The organism is Psychroserpens luteus (assembly GCF_015319355.1).
GTDB lineage: Bacteria > Bacteroidota > Bacteroidia > Flavobacteriales > Flavobacteriaceae > Psychroserpens > Psychroserpens luteus.
Map to the genome: position 1 here is coordinate 432477 of NZ_JADILU010000001.1, position 15987 is coordinate 448463.

The window sequence follows — 15987 nt, forward strand, 5'->3', positions numbered from 1 at the left end:
TGTGATGAAAAAAATAATAGCAACACTAATACTAACATTGATTTTGTTTTCCTGCGGAACTAAGAAAGTAAAATCAGATGATTCTGTTATTAATACAACAGAAACTTATGTTTCAAAAATAGATAATAATAAAAATCTGAAAGAAGAATTTACCGAAGGTGCTCTTACCGACGAGAAAGGATTTGAAGATATTGGACGATTTGAGTACTCTGTGCTTTTTGATAAGGATAGTAAAGAACTATTCAGAATAAAAAATATTGAAATCTCAAATACTACGATCACAGAGCGTTATTATTACCATAACCACAATTTGGTATATATAGTGTCGTCAACTCTAAATCAAAGCGACAAAAAAATCTATACAAATGGAGATAAGAAAGTAGTCTCGTCATCTAATGCAAGTGATGAAGAAGTAAAATTACTTTTAGCAAAAGCAAAGCGCTTTAAAAATTCATTTTATAGACAAGAGTAAGATATGAGATGTAGATTGTCCTTTTTGTTTTTCTTGATGCCAATATTCGTTTTTACTCAAAATTTGAGCATTCCAATACCAAACATGTTTAATTCATATGAAGAGGCAACTATTAACTTTAACGATGGAACTTCAATCAGAGGCTACGGTAAAATCACATTCAACTCATCTGTTAAGTTTAAAATTATCGAAGAAAGCAAACCAGAAGTGTGGACAGAATTGATGATTAAAGGTGTTACTTTGCACAGAGCTCTAGATGATATTGATTTTTTGTACGTCAATGTAAAAAATCATTCAATGATGCAACTTCTAGAAGTAATAGAATTGGGAGAAATATCGCTATTTGTTGATGCAAGCTCATCTTGGACACAAACCGATACTTCATTAAATAATTCTCCAGGAAGTTTAAACATTCCAGCTACTCATAGGAGTACTAGCTATGAGTTCTTTTTAAAAAAAGAAAATGAAACAGAAGCCATTAGACTATTTGGAATATTTAACTTCAGAAAAAAGGCGATAGAATTTTTCGAAAACTGCCCTCAAATAGTAGATCGATTAAAAGAAAGAAAATACAAAAGAGGAGATATTATAGAAATGGTCTACTACTACAATGACTATTGCGCAGCTCTTGATTAAGTAAAAAAAACATTAATATTATTGTGACTTTTTAGACATTATTGTGTCTTAATTATAGAACACTAATTGTAACTCCTAAAATGAAAAACACAAAAAGAATTTTATCCATAATAGCTTTACTTATAGCAGTAAAAATGATATTTTTCTAGTGAGTTTGGAGAGTTAGATTTTATAAATTAAATCTAATTATTTTAAACACATTTCATTATTCCCTTCGTATTGCCTTTTTTGCCCAAAGAATTTTAATAATTATTACCATTGTTGGTGTTTTTCATCAGCTATTTTACCTTAAAAAATCAACAGGATTTCTAGAGTTTCTTTTTTAGGCAATCCACTACGACAATTTTACCAAAATTCCTTAATTTCGCGACTCGACAAGCATATAGATATTATGAGCGCTAAATTTCCTGAATATAAAGGACTTGACTTACCAAAAGTAGCAGAAGAAATTCTTAACTATTGGGAAGAAAACAACATCTTTGAAAAAAGTATTTCTACCAGAGAAGGCAATGAGCCTTATGTATTCTTTGAAGGACCTCCTTCTGCAAATGGATTACCTGGAGTACATCATGTTTTAGCACGTGCTATAAAAGATATTTTTCCAAGGTATAAAACCATGAAAGGTTTTCAAGTAAAGCGTAAAGCTGGTTGGGATACACATGGTTTACCTATTGAACTTGGTGTAGAAAAAGAATTAGGAATCACTAAAGAAGATATTGGTAAAACAATCTCTGTAGAAGATTATAACGCAGCATGTCGTAAAGCAGTGATGCGTTACACAGATGTTTGGAACGACCTCACACAAAAAATGGGCTATTGGGTAAATATGGATGATCCATACATAACCTACGAGCCAAAATACATGGAAAGTGTCTGGTGGTTGTTAAAAGAAATCTATTCTAAAAAGTTAATGTACAAAGGCTATACAATACAGCCTTATTCTCCAAAAGCAGGAACAGGTCTTAGTTCACACGAAGTTAATCAGCCAGGAGCATATCAAGATGTAACAGATACTACTATTGTTGCGCAGTTTAAAGCGATAGAAAGTACATTGCCAGATTTTTTACAAAACGAAGGCGATATTCATTTTACAGCATGGACCACAACACCTTGGACTTTACCAAGTAACACAGCATTAACTGTTGGACCAAAAATTGATTATGTTTTAGTAGAAACGTACAATCAATACACATTCAAACCAATGAATGTGATTTTGGCAAAAGCATTGGTAAACAAGCAATTTGATGGTAAGTTTAAAAGAGTAGAAGAAAAATCTGCACTTTTAGAATATAAAGATGGAGATAAAAAAATCCCATATTTTGTTGTAAAAGAATTCAAAGGAAAAGATCTAGTTGGTATAAAATACGAACAATTATTACCATATGCATTACCAAATGATAACCCAGAAAATGCTTTTAGAGTCATAGCTGGAGATTTTGTAACGACAGAAGATGGTACAGGAATCGTACACACAGCACCAACATTTGGAGCAGATGATGCACTCGTTGCAAAACAAGCAACACCAGAAGTTCCTCCATTATTAGTAAAAGATGAGAATGACAACTTAGTGCCACTTGTAGATTTGCAAGGTCGTTTTAGACCAGAGATGAAAGAGTTTGGAGGTAAGTATGTAAAGAATGAATACTATGACGATGGTGAAGCTCCAGAACGTTCTATAGACGTTGAGTTAGCGATTAAATTAAAAGAAGAAAATAAGGCCTTTAAGGTTGAGAAATATAAGCACAGTTATCCACATTGTTGGAGAACAGATAAACCAATTTTATACTATCCGTTAGATTCATGGTTCATAAAAGTGACCGATGTAAAAGGACGTATGGTAGAATTAAATAGTACGATTAACTGGAAACCAGAATCTACTGGTACTGGTCGCTTCGGAAATTGGCTAGCAAACGCAAATGACTGGAATTTATCAAGATCTCGCTATTGGGGAATTCCGTTACCAATCTGGAGAACAGAAGATGGAACAGAAGAAATTTGCATCGGTTCTGTAGAGGAATTAAAATCTGAAATGGCAAAAGCAGTGTCTGCTGGAGTTTTAGCTAAAGATATTTTTGACGATTTTGAAGTAGGCAACTTTTCCGAAGAAAACTATGCAAAAATAGATTTACATAAAAACATCGTTGATGAAATTGTATTGGTGTCACCAAAAGGTCAGCCAATGCAACGCGAAAGTGATTTGATTGATGTGTGGTTTGATTCTGGTTCTATGCCTTATGCACAATGGCATTACCCGTTTGAAAATAAAGAATTGATTGACGATCATAAAGCATTTCCTGCCGATTTTATTGCAGAGGGTGTTGATCAAACTCGTGGTTGGTTCTATACATTGCATGCCATTGCAACAATGGTATTTGATTCCGTAGCCTACAAAAATGTAGTGTCTAACGGATTGGTTTTAGACAAAAACGGACAAAAAATGTCCAAACGTTTAGGTAATGCAACAGATCCATTTACAACTTTGAATACCTATGGTGCAGATGCCACGCGTTGGTACATGATTATGAATGCGAATCCTTGGGATAATTTAAAATTTGATCTTGAGGGAATTGAAGAGGTGAAACGTAAGTTCTTCGGAACATTATATAACACGTATTCATTTTTTACGCTATATACCAATTTGGATAAATTCACATATAGTGAAGCAGATATTCCTTTAGAGGAAAGACCAGAAATTGACCGTTGGGTATTGTCTGAATTGCATACATTGATTCAAAAAGTAGATGATTATTATGCAGAATACGAACCAACAAAAGCTGCGCGAGCAATTTCAGAATTTACTCAAGATTACTTAAGTAACTGGTATGTGCGTTTAAGTAGAAGACGTTTTTGGAAAGGTGATTATGAAACTGATAAAATTTCGGCATATCAAACGCTCTACACCTGTATGGAGACGATTGCTAAGTTGGGAGCACCAATTGCACCTTTCTTTATGGATCGTTTGTATTTAGATTTAAATGCTGTGTCAAATAAAGAAGCTTTTGAAAGTGTGCATTTAGCAGATTTCCCAAAGAGTGATTCATCTTATATTGATAAAAGTTTAGAACGTAAAATGGAAGCTGCTCAAACAATTTCTTCATTAGTATTATCGTTAAGAGCTAAGGAGAAAATAAAAGTGCGTCAACCTTTACAAAAAATCATGATTCCTATTGATTCAAAAGAACAAAAGGATGAAATTATGGCTGTTGCAGACTTGATTAAATCTGAAGTTAATGTCAAATCAGTTGAGGTTTTAGGAGATGCAAGTGGTATTTTAGTGAAGCAGATAAAGCCTAATTTTAAAGTATTAGGACCTCGTTTTGGAAAAGATATGAAGGCTGTTGCTCAGGCAATTAACGGTTTTAATGCAGATGATATTAAAAAAATCGAGCAAAACGGTGTTTTAGATATTGAAATCAACGGAAAAAGTATTACATTAGAACAGTCGGATGTTGAGATTACATCAAAAGATATTGAAGGTTGGCTCGTAGCAAGTTCTGGAGCATTAACAGTAGCTTTAGATGTAACGTTAACAGAAGAATTAAAGAAAGAAGGTATTGCAAGAGAGCTCGTAAATAGAATTCAAAACTTGCGAAAAGATTCTGGATTTGAATTGACAGATAGAATTAGTGTTCAATTTCAAAAAGATGCGCATATTGAAAATGCGATTGAGTCAAATTTAGAATATATAAAGACCGAAACTTTAACTAATAAATTAGAGATTGTAGAAACTTTAAATAATGGTATAGAAATTGCTTTTGATGACGTAAATACCAAATTATTTATTCAAAAATTATAAGATATGGCAAATGATAACACAGTAAGATATTCAGACAAAGAGCTAGAGGAATTCAAAGTTCTTATTTTAGAAAAAATAGAAAAAGCAAAGCACGATTTAGATCTTATAAAAAGTGCTTATATGAATGATGGTAACAATGGTACAGATGATACCTCTCCAACGTTTAAAGCTTTTGATGAAGGAAGTGCTGTAATGAGCAAAGAGTCCAATTCTCAACTAGCCATTAGACAAGAGAAATTCATTAGAGATCTTAAAAATGCATTGATTCGTATTGAGAATAAAAGTTACGGTGTTTGTAGAGTAACAGGTAAACTCATTAATAAAAAACGTTTAGAATTAGTGCCTCATGCAACATTGAGCATTGAAGCTAAAAATATGCAAGCGTAATAGTTGATATCATTTAAAATTTTTTAGAACGTCTTACTCATTGTAAGGCGTTTTATATTTATTAGGTTTACTTTCTTCGGAAGAACTAAAAAATAATAACCTTATTTTTACAAGGTTTAAAATCAGGTTATGTCATTAAAAAAAGCCACAATTTTAATTGTAGTTATTCTACTTATTGATCAAATAAGTAAGTTTTATATAAAAACAAACTTTGCACTAAACGAAAAGTTAGAGGTTTTTAGTTGGTTTCAAATTGCTTTTGTTGAAAATGAAGGCATGGCTTGGGGAACAAAAATTAGTGATTTTGTATCGTTTATATCAGATAGAACTGCGAAGGTTTGCCTCACTGTTTTTAGAGTTTTAGCTGTTTTTGGAATTGGGTATTGGTTAAGAAAATCTATTATAGATAAAAGTTCAAGAACTTTAATTTTTGCAATTTCTCTTATACTAGCTGGTGCTTTAGGTAATATCATAGATTCTGTTTTTTACGGAATCTTCTTTGATTCAAGCTTAGGACAAGTCGCAACATTTTTACCAGAGCAAGGTTATGATACATTATTTCATGGCAAAGTAGTAGATATGCTGCACTTCCCTATGTGGAGCGGAGTTTTGCCTAATTGGATTCCTTTTTATGGAGGCTCTTATTTTACCTTTTTTGATCCTGTTTTTAATATTGCTGATATGGCAATTAGTACAGGTATTGGGATTTTGATTTTCTTTAATAAAAGAGCATTTAAAACTATAGATGAGAAAAATGAAGAAGTAGCTTTTGAAGACTAAAATTCATAAATAGTTTTTGGCGTCACGCAATAATCCATACGAACGTCGCTTTCAAAAACATTAGTAATTTGTTTTATGCTTTCAAAAAACGAGAGCCCAATTTTAATAGTTTCTGGTTTGCAATTATTTAGAAATTTATCATAAAACCCTTTACCATAACCTATTCTATGTCCAGTTTTATCAAATGCCAGTAAGGGTACAAAGACCACATCAATTTGTTCTACGTTAATGGAAATTCCATTGATGGGTTCAGGGATATTCCATTCATTCTTTTTAATTTTTGTACTATCAGTAAGTAAGAAATGAGACATTTCTCTAGTTGAAAAATCACTTTTAGAAATAATAATGTTTTTATCTTTTCCGGAGAGAATATTTAAGATATAATCGGTATTAACTTCCTTGTGCTCTGTAATTGATAAGAAGATGTGATAGAATTCATGATTCCAAATAGGAAGAAGAAGTAATTGATTAGCAATTTTTAAGCTAAAATCTTCTATTTGTTCTTCAGAAAGCTCTTTCCGAAGCGTTTTATAATGTGTTCGTATTTGAAATTTGTTCATTCTTTAAACCTGTTGAGATATGAAAAATAGCATCACCTTGATAAATAATTGGAGATTCATTCACATTAAAAATATAACCTGCATTTGGTGCTTTTACAAAATGATTGAAACTACCATAAGGATCTGTAATATTACCTAAAACGTCATCTTTTTCTACATAAGAATTTATAGCTGCAGTTGCTTTGAACATTCCAGAAAATTTAGCCCTCAACCATTTGCTATCCTCAATAATGATGGCTTCAGTTTTAGGTTTTGATACTTTAAATTTACTGTTTAACATTCCTAAGTGATGCAAAACGCGTTTAGCGCCATTAACACCAGTGTTGGTTATATTATCGTGGATATTAAAAGATTTTCCGCCTTCAAATAAAAGCATTGGTACACCAGCTTTGCTACAAGCATTTCTAAATGATTTATTTATATTATTTGAATAATAGATAAAAGGAGCTCCAAAAATATGTGCTAATTCTGTAAGTCGTGGTTCCTCTCTTGTGATACGTATTTGCGCTGCATTAAAACGGTCTGCTCCACCTGTATGAAAATCCATTGCAAAATCAACATGAGGTATAATTTCTGTCATTACTAAATGTGCTACTCTGCTAGCCAAAGATCCATTTGCACTTCCTGGGAAAACACGATTTAGATCTCGACCATCAGGAAACAAACGATTCATGTTTAAAAAACCAAAAACATTGACAACTGGGACGCAAATAATTGTTCCTTTTTTAGGTTTATTAATGCCTTTAGCAATAATTTGCCTTACGATTTCTACACCATTAATTTCATCTCCATGAATTCCTGCTGTAATTAGTAAAGTGGGTCCAGGTTTTTTTGAACGCTCGATAATTATAGGTACATCTAGAGTATTACGTGTATGTAGTTTTGCAACTTCAAAAGTAATAATCGCATTTTGACCAGGATTAATAGTTTCTCCTAAAATGTTTAAACTGTCTTTTTTCTCAATTGCCATAATTAAACATGTCGTTCTATATAACGAATAATAGTTGACGCAATATCTTTTTTAGTTGCAGTTTCAATACCTTCTAATCCTGGAGAAGAATTAACTTCTAAAACTAAAGGTCCACGAGAGGATTGTAATAAATCTACACCACAAATACCCAGACCAAGAGATTTAGCAGCTTTTAAAGCAGCATTTTCTTCTTCATCTGAAAGCTCAATGATATTAGCGCTTCCGCCTCTATGTAAATTAGATCTAAATTCACCTTCTTTACCTTGTCGTTTCATAGCTCCAACGACTGTTCCGTCAACTATAAAAACACGAATATCTGCTCCTTTAGATTCTTTAATAAATTCTTGAACAATCACACGTGCTTGTAAACCATTAAAAGCTTCGATGACAGATTCTGCTGCGTTATTTGTTTCTGCTAATACAACACCTAAACCTTGAGTTCCTTCTAATAATTTAATAACCAAAGGTGCTCCACCTACATAATCAATCATACTTTGAACATCTTTAGCATAGTTAGAAAAGACCGTTTTTGGCATTCCTAAACCAGCTCTAGATAATACTTGTAAACTACGTAGCTTATCTCTAGATCTCACTAAAGCTTGAGATTCTACTGCCGAAAACACTTTCATCATTTCAAACTGACGTACTACAGCTGTTCCATAAAAAGTAACTGAAGAACCAATTCTAGGTATAATCGCATCTGCCTCTAAAGTTCGACCTTTGAAGATAACTTTTGGATTTTTTTTCTCAATAATAATATCGCACATTAATGGATCGATGACTTCAACCTCATGTTTGCGTTTTTTTGCAGCCTCTACAAGGCGTTTAGTAGAATATAAATGAGCGTTTCTAGATAAAATTATTATTTTCATTGTTGTAAATTGATATAAAATTATTGTTTGTCAATATAGTTTTGTTTGATTTAAATTGGGTTCTATTGTTTGGGGAGTACCTTTTTTCCATAAGATAAGTCTTTTAAATTGATGTCTACAACAAATTTCTTAGATAGAAATTTGCGACCAATTAAAATAGGATATTTCATTTCATGTCTGGTGCTTAAGGTCAAATCAATTTTGTATTTCTTTTCAAACAGTATAATAGTCGTTTTGACGATGTATCTGCTTTGAACGATTCCGTTACTACTTTTAACCTTGGTTGTAGAGTAGTTTTTAAATACAATAATTTTTTTATTATAATTTGGATGCTCTTTATCAAAAAATAAGCATTTAAGTAAATTGTCTTCTTCAACAACCTTGTGACAGTGCATAGATGAAGTATAGGCACCAGTGTCAATTTTTATGTCAATATCAAATAAATCAAGAGTAGGGAAGTCTGCTTTATCTATTCTGCCTATAGTTTTTTTTGGCATCTCAGTTCTAAAATTTAAGGTGCAAAGTAACAAAAAACTTCAATTAAATTAATCTTGTAATCATAATTACTATTTAAAATATTTTTTTAGTACTACCTTTGAGTAATGAGTAAACTTGCTTTAGAGATACAAATAAAAACGTTGCCTAATCAACCTGGAGTTTATCAATATTTTGATGATAAAGAGACTTTGATTTATGTTGGAAAAGCAAAAAACATAAAAAAAAGAGTGAGTTCTTATTTTACGAAAACTCATGAAAATGGTAAGACAAGAGTTTTAGTAAAAAAAATTGCAAGTATTAAGCATATTGTTGTTGAGACAGAGACAGATGCGCTTTTATTAGAAAATAATCTTATAAAAAAATATAAGCCACGTTATAACGTGTTGCTTAAAGATGATAAATCCTATCCTTGGATTTGTATAAAAAACGAACGCTTCCCAAGAGTATTTCCTACGCGTAGAATTTTCAAAGATGGCTCAGAATATTACGGTCCATATACAAGTATGAAAACGGTTTGGACGTTGCTTGATTTAATAAAGGGACTCTACAGTTTACGGACTTGTAATTATAATCTTTCCGAAGAAAAAATAGATGCAGGTAAATATAAAGTCTGTTTAGAATATCATCTGGGTAATTGTAAAGGTCCATGTGAAGACTTGCAAAGCGAAGAAGAATATAATGCTCATATTGTTGCGATACGAGAAATAATCAAAGGAAATTTCAAAGATTCATTGTCGCAATTTAAAATTCAAATGAAAGAGTTAGCTCAAGATATGCAGTTTGAAGAAGCGCAGCGTATTAAGGAGAAAGTTGAGGTTTTAGAAAATTATCAGGCAAAATCAACAATTGTAAATCCTAAAATTAGCAACGTTGATGTGTTTAGTATTATGAGTGATGAAGGCTACGCTTATGTAAACTTTTTACAATTGTCCTACGGAAGCATCATCAGGTCGCACACTTTAGAGATTAAAAAGAAATTAGACGAAACCGACTTACAATTACTAGAACTATCAATTACAGAAATTAGACAACGTTTCAACTCGACATCTAGAGAAGTTTATGTGCCTTTTAAAGTTGATTTAGGTGAGCATATAAAAGTTACAGTTCCAAAATTGGGTGACAAAAAGAAGATTTTAGATTTATCGCTTCGAAATGCAAAATACTATCGTATGGAGCGTTTCAAACAAGTAAAAATTGTTGATCCAGATCGTCATGCAAATCGAATTATGGCGCAAATGAAAGTAGATTTAGGTTTACCTGAAGAGCCTCGTCATATCGAATGTTTTGATAACTCAAACATTCAAGGAACAAATCCAGTAGCAGCATGTGTGGTTTTTAAAGATGGGAAACCAAGTAAAAAAGATTATCGTCATTTTAATATAAAAACAGTAGTTGGACCAGATGATTTTGCGTCTATGGAAGAAGTCGTCTATCGTCGTTACAAGCGATTGTTAGATGAAGAACAGCTATTGCCACAATTAATTATTATTGATGGAGGAAAAGGACAATTATCATCATCTTTAAAAAGTTTGGATGCTTTAGGTCTTCGGAATGAAATCGCAATCATCGGAATTGCGAAGCGTTTAGAAGAATTATTCTATCCAGACGATCCAATTCCCTTATATTTAGATAAAAAAAGCGAAACATTGAAGGTGATTCAGTATTTAAGAAATGAAGCACACCGTTTTGGGATTGAACATCACAGGAATAGACGAAGTAAACAAGCGCTTAATACAGAATTGGAAACCATACCAGGAATTGGTGAGCAAACTGTTGTAGCTTTGATGAAGCAATTTAAGTCGGTGAAGCGCATTTCCGAAGCAAAAAAAGAAGATTTAGAAAAAGTTGTTGGATTATCAAGAGCTCAAAAAATAATAGATTATTATAGTAAAAAGTGAGATATAAAATTTTTATCATATTAATGCTATTGAGCACGTTTTCTATGAAAGCGCAATCAAACAGTGATGTCCAAAAACCAAAGATAGGATTAGTGTTAAGTGGTGGTGGAGCAAAGGGTTTTGCACATATTGGAGCTCTTAAAGTTATCGATAGTCTTGGGATTAAAGTAGATTATATTGCTGGTACAAGTATGGGAGCAATTGTTGGGTCTTTATATGCTTCTGGATATTCAGGGAAACAATTAGATTCTATTTTTGGTAGCTTAGATTTTGATGCTGTCATTAATGATGATATACCACGATCTGCAAAAACATTTCATGAACGTAACAATACAGAGAAATATGGTATTATACTTCCGTTTAATAATTTTGAACTAAAGTTGCCTTCGGCTTTATCTAGAGGTCAAAATGTGTTTAATTTATTAACGAAATTGACACTTCATGTAAGTGATATAGATAAATTTGAAGAACTACCTATTCCGTTTTTTTGCATTGCCACTAATGTAGAAAATGGAAAACAAGTCATTCTTGATTCTGGTAATTTACCACAATGTATTACTGCTAGTGGAGCGTTTCCTTCTTTGTTTCAGCCTGTAGTTATAGGTGATGATTTGTTAATTGATGGAGGTGTTATTAATAATTATCCAATTGATGAGCTTAGAGCAAAAGGAATGGATATTATCATTGGTGTTGATGTACAAGATGATTTGGCAACACGAGATGATATGGTATCTGCTTTAGATGTACTGTCTCAAATAAATAACTTTAGAACAATCAATGACATGAAATTGAAGTCTAAAAAGACTGATATTTATATTAAACCAGATATAGAAAATTTTACAGTAATTTCATTTAGTGAAGGAAAAGAAATTATAAATAATGGGAAGTTGGCTGCTCTGGATCAAATAGCAGCTTTAAGTGAATTACCAAGAATAAGCGGTAAAAGACTTAATAAACGAGAATTAGATTTAACCTCAAAAGATAGTATTATCATAAACAGGATTACTGTAAATGGAAATGATCGCTATACGAGAGCTTATATTATGGGTAAATTAAAACTCAAAGATGGTGAAACTGTGAGTTATGACGATTTTAATGAAGGCGTAAATAATTTAATTGCAACAAATAATTTTGATTCATTTCAATACAATTTCAAACGATCTAAAGGAAAAGATGGTTATGAGCTTGTAGCAAATCTTAGAGAGTCAAAAACCACGACATTTTTAAAATTGGCAATCCATTATGATGATGTGTATAAAAGTGCAGCGCTTGTTAATTTGACAAAGAAGAGATTGTTTTTTAATAATGATATAGCATCATTAGATATAATTTTAGGAGATAATGTGAGGTATAATTTTGAATACCTTATTGATAAAGGTTTTTATTGGAGTGTGGGTTTGCGATCAAGATATAATCAATTTGAAAAAGGAATTAATAGCGAATTATTGCTAGATGAAGCACAAATTGCAACAACAGGAATCAATAAGTTAGATGTTAAATTTAGAGATCAAACTAATCAGTTTTATTTGCAAACCTTGTTTAGAAAAGATTTTGCACTGAGCATTGGAGCAGAACATAAGCGATTAAACGTTAAGTCTGAAACAATAACAATTAATTCGGAAACCGATGAGTTTCTATTTGAAAACACTGATTATTTTAGTGTCTTCGGAAAGTTGAAACTAGATACTTATGATAACACATATTATCCATCATCTGGAGTTTATTTTAGTGGTGATTTACACAACTATGTATTAGCTTCGAAATTTAATAGTGATTTTGATCAGTTTTCTATAGCAAAAGCCGATTTGGGTTATGCATTTAGAGTTTCAAAAAAAATAAGTTTCAATTTACGAACTGGAGGCGGATTCAAATTTGGAGATAATTCTACAAATACCTTAGATTTTGCACTTGGTGGTTATGGTAATAATTTTATAAATAATTTCATTCCGTTTTTGGGTTATGATTATATTTCACTTACAGGTAATAGTTATGTGAAAGCTTATGGAAGTGTAGACTATGAAATCTTTAATAAAAATCATATCACCCTAGAAGGTAATTGGGCTAATATTGATAATGATATTTTTGATTCTGGAGAGTGGTTTACATTACCAGATTATAGAGGATACGCATTAGGTTATGGTCTTGAAACATTTTTAGGCCCAATACAAGCAAAATTTAGTTACTCACCAGAGCAACGTAAAAGTGTTTGGTATTTTAATATTGGGTTTTGGTTTTAGGGTACTAAGTGCGTTTTGAGAAAGAATATGATTTTATTTTTTTGCAGTTTAAAATTAACTTGTTTCTGTAAGAAAGAGAAAAAAGAGGATTAAGTAAATTTCAACCCTCTTTTGTAATATAATACATTACAATTTAATTTACTAATTCACTTATAGAATTTAAATATTGGTTATAAACTTCACTGTTCCTTGTCAATACTTCATATAAACAAAAGTGGTCATTAGTACCATTCTCAATTACATTATGACCGTTTGATAAAGTACCATTACAACTCTCTGTGTCGGATGTTCTGTTTTGATCTGGACAATCACCAACTTGTACATTATCATTGGCTACTTGATATGATTGACCAGTTTCAGTATTGTCTATATAAACTCTTACATTTACAGTATAGCAACCGCCTTCTGCACTGACTAAATCACTCTCTGTTCTAATATTGAAATCTGCTACAAATGGTAAATCTCCGGATCTAGAATTTTCACTACCAAATAATATTAAAGCCATATCTGCTTTTGATAATTTTGCAGATTGTTCAATTTTGACTAGTTCCTCATTGTTTTCTTTTTCACATGAATATATTAGAGTAGTCATAAGTGATAGAAAAAACAATATTTTAATATTTTTCATTTTTAGATAAATTTTACATTTTATTAAAGAAGCACTTGTTTAAGTTGCAACATATTGTTAAAAAAAAGATGAGGAGCTTCTTAAAAACCAAATCCTCAATGTTTTTCAACACCACAAAGCAACTAATAATAAACGAGTTATCAAAATTTTTTCGTTAAGCGGTTACTGTCGTTCAACCCACGTCAATCCTAGTGACTACGGAAAAACCGTAATTTTGACGCCTCAAAAATAAAAGCTTTAACATTTGACTGTTAAAGTCTATTTTTTTCTTGTCAAAGCGTTTTTTTTTTTCGTAAATAATAATTAATATAATGTATTTTTAAATTTTAGTTGCATAAAAGCAAAGAGGTTCTAAGAGTTATCATCAAAGTTTCAAATCACAATTTTTTTCACGATATTTAGGCCATGCAAAATCTCATCTTCAAAGATTTATTAAGTCATCTTCAGTTTCTCTTAAAAAGAAATCCTGAATAACATCACATATTCGTATCTTTATATCAAGTCAAAAAGTTGAGTAAGTTTTTATTACTTCAAACTTTTAAAATCTAATATTTAATATAAAAAGAATATGCCTTTTTACCATAAATTAGGAAAAATTCCACCAAAAAGACATACCCAATTCCGAAAGGAAGATGGAACTTTATATGCTGAGCAATTGTTTGGTACTATAGGTTTTGATGGTATGTCTACCAACAGTTACCATGAGCAAAGACCAACGCAAGTCAAAGCAATTAAAAAACAATACAGTGTTGCTCCAAAAATTGCAAAAGCAAATCATATTCAATCGTATCGATTAAGAGGTTTTCAAGTCAAACCAGAAAATGATTACTTAGAGAGTAGAAAAGCAGTCCTTACCAATAGCGATTGTACTATTATTTTAGCAGCTCCAAAACAGTCCATGACGGATTATTTCTATAAAAACTCAGATGCAGACGAGCTTATTTTTGTCCATAAAGGAACAGGTAAACTCAGAACACATCTAGGAAATCTAGATTTTAAATATGGAGATTATCTCGTGGTTCCAAGAGGAATCATATATAAAATGGATTTTGATACAGAAGACAATAGGCTTTTTATTGTAGAATCTAGACGACCAATTTATACACCAAAACGTTATAGAAATTGGTTTGGTCAACTCCTAGAACACTCTCCTTTTTGTGAGCGAGATATCCGTCAGCCACAAGAACTAGAAACCAATAACGAATCTGGAGAGTTTTTAATGAAAGTTAAAAAACAAGGTGATATTTTTGAAATGGTATACGCATCGCATCCCTTTGATGTTGTAGGTTATGATGGTTATAATTATCCATATGCCTTATCAATTCACGATTTTGAACCTATAACAGGTCGCATTCACCAACCACCACCAGTACATCAAACTTTTGAGACCGATGCTTTTGTAGTGTGCAGTTTTGTGCCTCGATTATACGATTACCATCCAGACAGTATTCCTGCACCTTATAACCACAGTAATATAGATAGTGATGAGGTCTTATATTATGTAGATGGTGACTTTATGAGTAGAAACGATATAGATGCAGGACATATAAGTTTGCATCCAGCTGGTATACCTCATGGTCCACATCCAGGAGCAACAGAGCGTAGTATTGGTAAAGTGAAAACAGATGAACTCGCAGTCATGGTAGATACATTTAAACCATTACAAATTACGGAAGAAGCCTTAAAAATAGCCGATGAAGATTACTATAAATCTTGGTTAGAACACTAAATATTATATGACTAACAATAAATTATCTGCAGATCCATCTGCATTAGTTTTGGGTATTATAGCTATTACAATCTCAATTGCAGGTTGCTGTTGTGGTGTTTTTGCAATTATACCTGTTATTCTTAGTATTATAGGTTTAGTTATTGCTAATAAAAGTTTACAAGAGTATAGCTCAAACCCAGAAGCTTATAACCCAAATAGCAGAAGTAATGTATCTACAGCAAAAGTTTTAAATATTATTGCTTTAGTTATTAGTTCTTTGGTGACGCTATTTTACATCGCTTATTTCATGATTTACGGTGTGTTTATATCAGAAATATTTAAGGAAGCCTATGAGGCTCGAAATAACAATGACGATTACAATTACGAATGGGAAAACGATAGCATCTACTATGAAGATGATTATTATGAAATGGAAGAAGATACCATTAATATAGATTCAATTAATATTGAAGAATTGATTGAAACAGAGATAGACAGTTTAAATAATTAAAATAATAAATTTATTTTCTTCGGAAATATGA

Annotated in this window: 14 protein-coding genes; 9 read left to right on the plus strand and 5 right to left on the minus strand. The window is 31.7% G+C overall.

The genetic code is table 11. The features are described 5' to 3' along the window. Positions 1-4 precede the first annotated feature (4 nt). The 5 genes from IM744_RS01920 (at position 5) to IM744_RS01940 (ending at position 6071) form a co-directional block, all read left to right on the plus strand. Positions 5-472 carry a hypothetical protein gene (locus IM744_RS01920; RefSeq protein ID WP_194506391.1) on the plus strand — a complete coding sequence of 156 codons (468 nt, stop codon included), beginning with the start codon at positions 5-7 and terminating at the stop codon, positions 470-472. Positions 473-556: 84 nt separating this feature from the next. Continuing rightward, a complete protein-coding gene (locus IM744_RS01925; RefSeq protein ID WP_194506392.1) occupies positions 557-1108 on the plus strand; it encodes a hypothetical protein in 552 nt (183 codons plus the stop codon). Between the two features lie 391 nt (positions 1109-1499). Next, positions 1500-4904: an isoleucine--tRNA ligase gene (gene ileS / locus IM744_RS01930; protein ID WP_194506393.1), complete on the plus strand. Its 3405-nt coding sequence runs from the start codon at positions 1500-1502 to the stop codon at positions 4902-4904. 3 nt (positions 4905-4907) lie between these two features. Continuing rightward, positions 4908-5291: a TraR/DksA family transcriptional regulator gene (locus IM744_RS01935; RefSeq protein ID WP_194506394.1), complete on the plus strand. Its 384-nt coding sequence runs from the start codon at positions 4908-4910 to the stop codon at positions 5289-5291. Positions 5292-5420: 129 nt separating this feature from the next. Beyond that, positions 5421-6071 carry a lipoprotein signal peptidase gene (locus tag IM744_RS01940; RefSeq protein WP_194506395.1) on the plus strand — a complete coding sequence of 217 codons (651 nt, stop codon included), beginning with the start codon at positions 5421-5423 and terminating at the stop codon, positions 6069-6071. Here the strand turns inward: IM744_RS01940 and IM744_RS01945 are convergent. The 4 genes from IM744_RS01945 to IM744_RS01960 form a co-directional block, all read right to left on the minus strand. Further along, the gene (locus tag IM744_RS01945) at positions 6068-6631 is read right to left on the minus strand and encodes a 5-formyltetrahydrofolate cyclo-ligase (RefSeq protein WP_194506396.1); all 564 of its coding nucleotides are present in this window, start codon (positions 6629-6631) and stop codon (positions 6068-6070) included. The genes IM744_RS01940 and IM744_RS01945 overlap by 4 nt on opposite strands. Next, positions 6600-7601 (minus strand): succinylglutamate desuccinylase/aspartoacylase family protein, encoded by a 1002-nt coding sequence (locus IM744_RS01950; RefSeq protein ID WP_194506397.1) that lies wholly within the window; start codon positions 7599-7601, stop codon positions 6600-6602. Before IM744_RS01950 ends, IM744_RS01945 begins: the two co-directional genes overlap by 32 nt. 2 nt (positions 7602-7603) lie before the next feature. Beyond that, positions 7604-8473 carry a 30S ribosomal protein S6--L-glutamate ligase gene (rimK, locus tag IM744_RS01955; protein ID WP_194506398.1) on the minus strand — a complete coding sequence of 290 codons (870 nt, stop codon included), beginning with the start codon at positions 8471-8473 and terminating at the stop codon, positions 7604-7606. 62 nt (positions 8474-8535) lie between these two features. Further along, entirely contained in the window at positions 8536-8970 is a 435-nt protein-coding gene (locus IM744_RS01960) for an ATP-dependent zinc protease family protein (protein ID WP_194506399.1), read from the minus strand. Positions 8971-9075: 105 nt separating this feature from the next. On the opposite strand from IM744_RS01960, the gene uvrC reads away from it, so the two are divergent. Continuing rightward, the gene (gene uvrC / locus IM744_RS01965; protein WP_194506400.1) at positions 9076-10869 is read left to right on the plus strand and encodes an excinuclease ABC subunit UvrC; all 1794 of its coding nucleotides are present in this window, start codon (positions 9076-9078) and stop codon (positions 10867-10869) included. A gap of 44 nt (positions 10870-10913) precedes the next feature. Beyond that, a complete protein-coding gene (locus IM744_RS01970; protein ID WP_194506401.1) occupies positions 10914-13106 on the plus strand; it encodes a patatin-like phospholipase family protein in 2193 nt (730 codons plus the stop codon). 133 nt (positions 13107-13239) lie between these two features. Here IM744_RS01970 and IM744_RS01975 read toward each other — a convergent pair whose 3' ends face one another. After that, the gene (locus IM744_RS01975; RefSeq protein WP_194506402.1) at positions 13240-13734 is read right to left on the minus strand and encodes a hypothetical protein; all 495 of its coding nucleotides are present in this window, start codon (positions 13732-13734) and stop codon (positions 13240-13242) included. 568 nt (positions 13735-14302) lie between these two features. Between IM744_RS01975 and IM744_RS01980 the strand changes: the two genes are divergently transcribed. Both IM744_RS01980 and IM744_RS01985 read left to right on the plus strand, forming a co-directional pair. After that, positions 14303-15463 carry a homogentisate 1,2-dioxygenase gene (locus IM744_RS01980; protein ID WP_194506403.1) on the plus strand — a complete coding sequence of 387 codons (1161 nt, stop codon included), beginning with the start codon at positions 14303-14305 and terminating at the stop codon, positions 15461-15463. Positions 15464-15470: 7 nt separating this feature from the next. Further along, positions 15471-15956, plus strand: a complete 486-nt coding sequence (locus IM744_RS01985) for a CCC motif membrane protein (protein WP_194506404.1) — start codon at positions 15471-15473, stop codon at positions 15954-15956. The last annotated feature ends 31 nt before the right edge of the window (positions 15957-15987 follow it).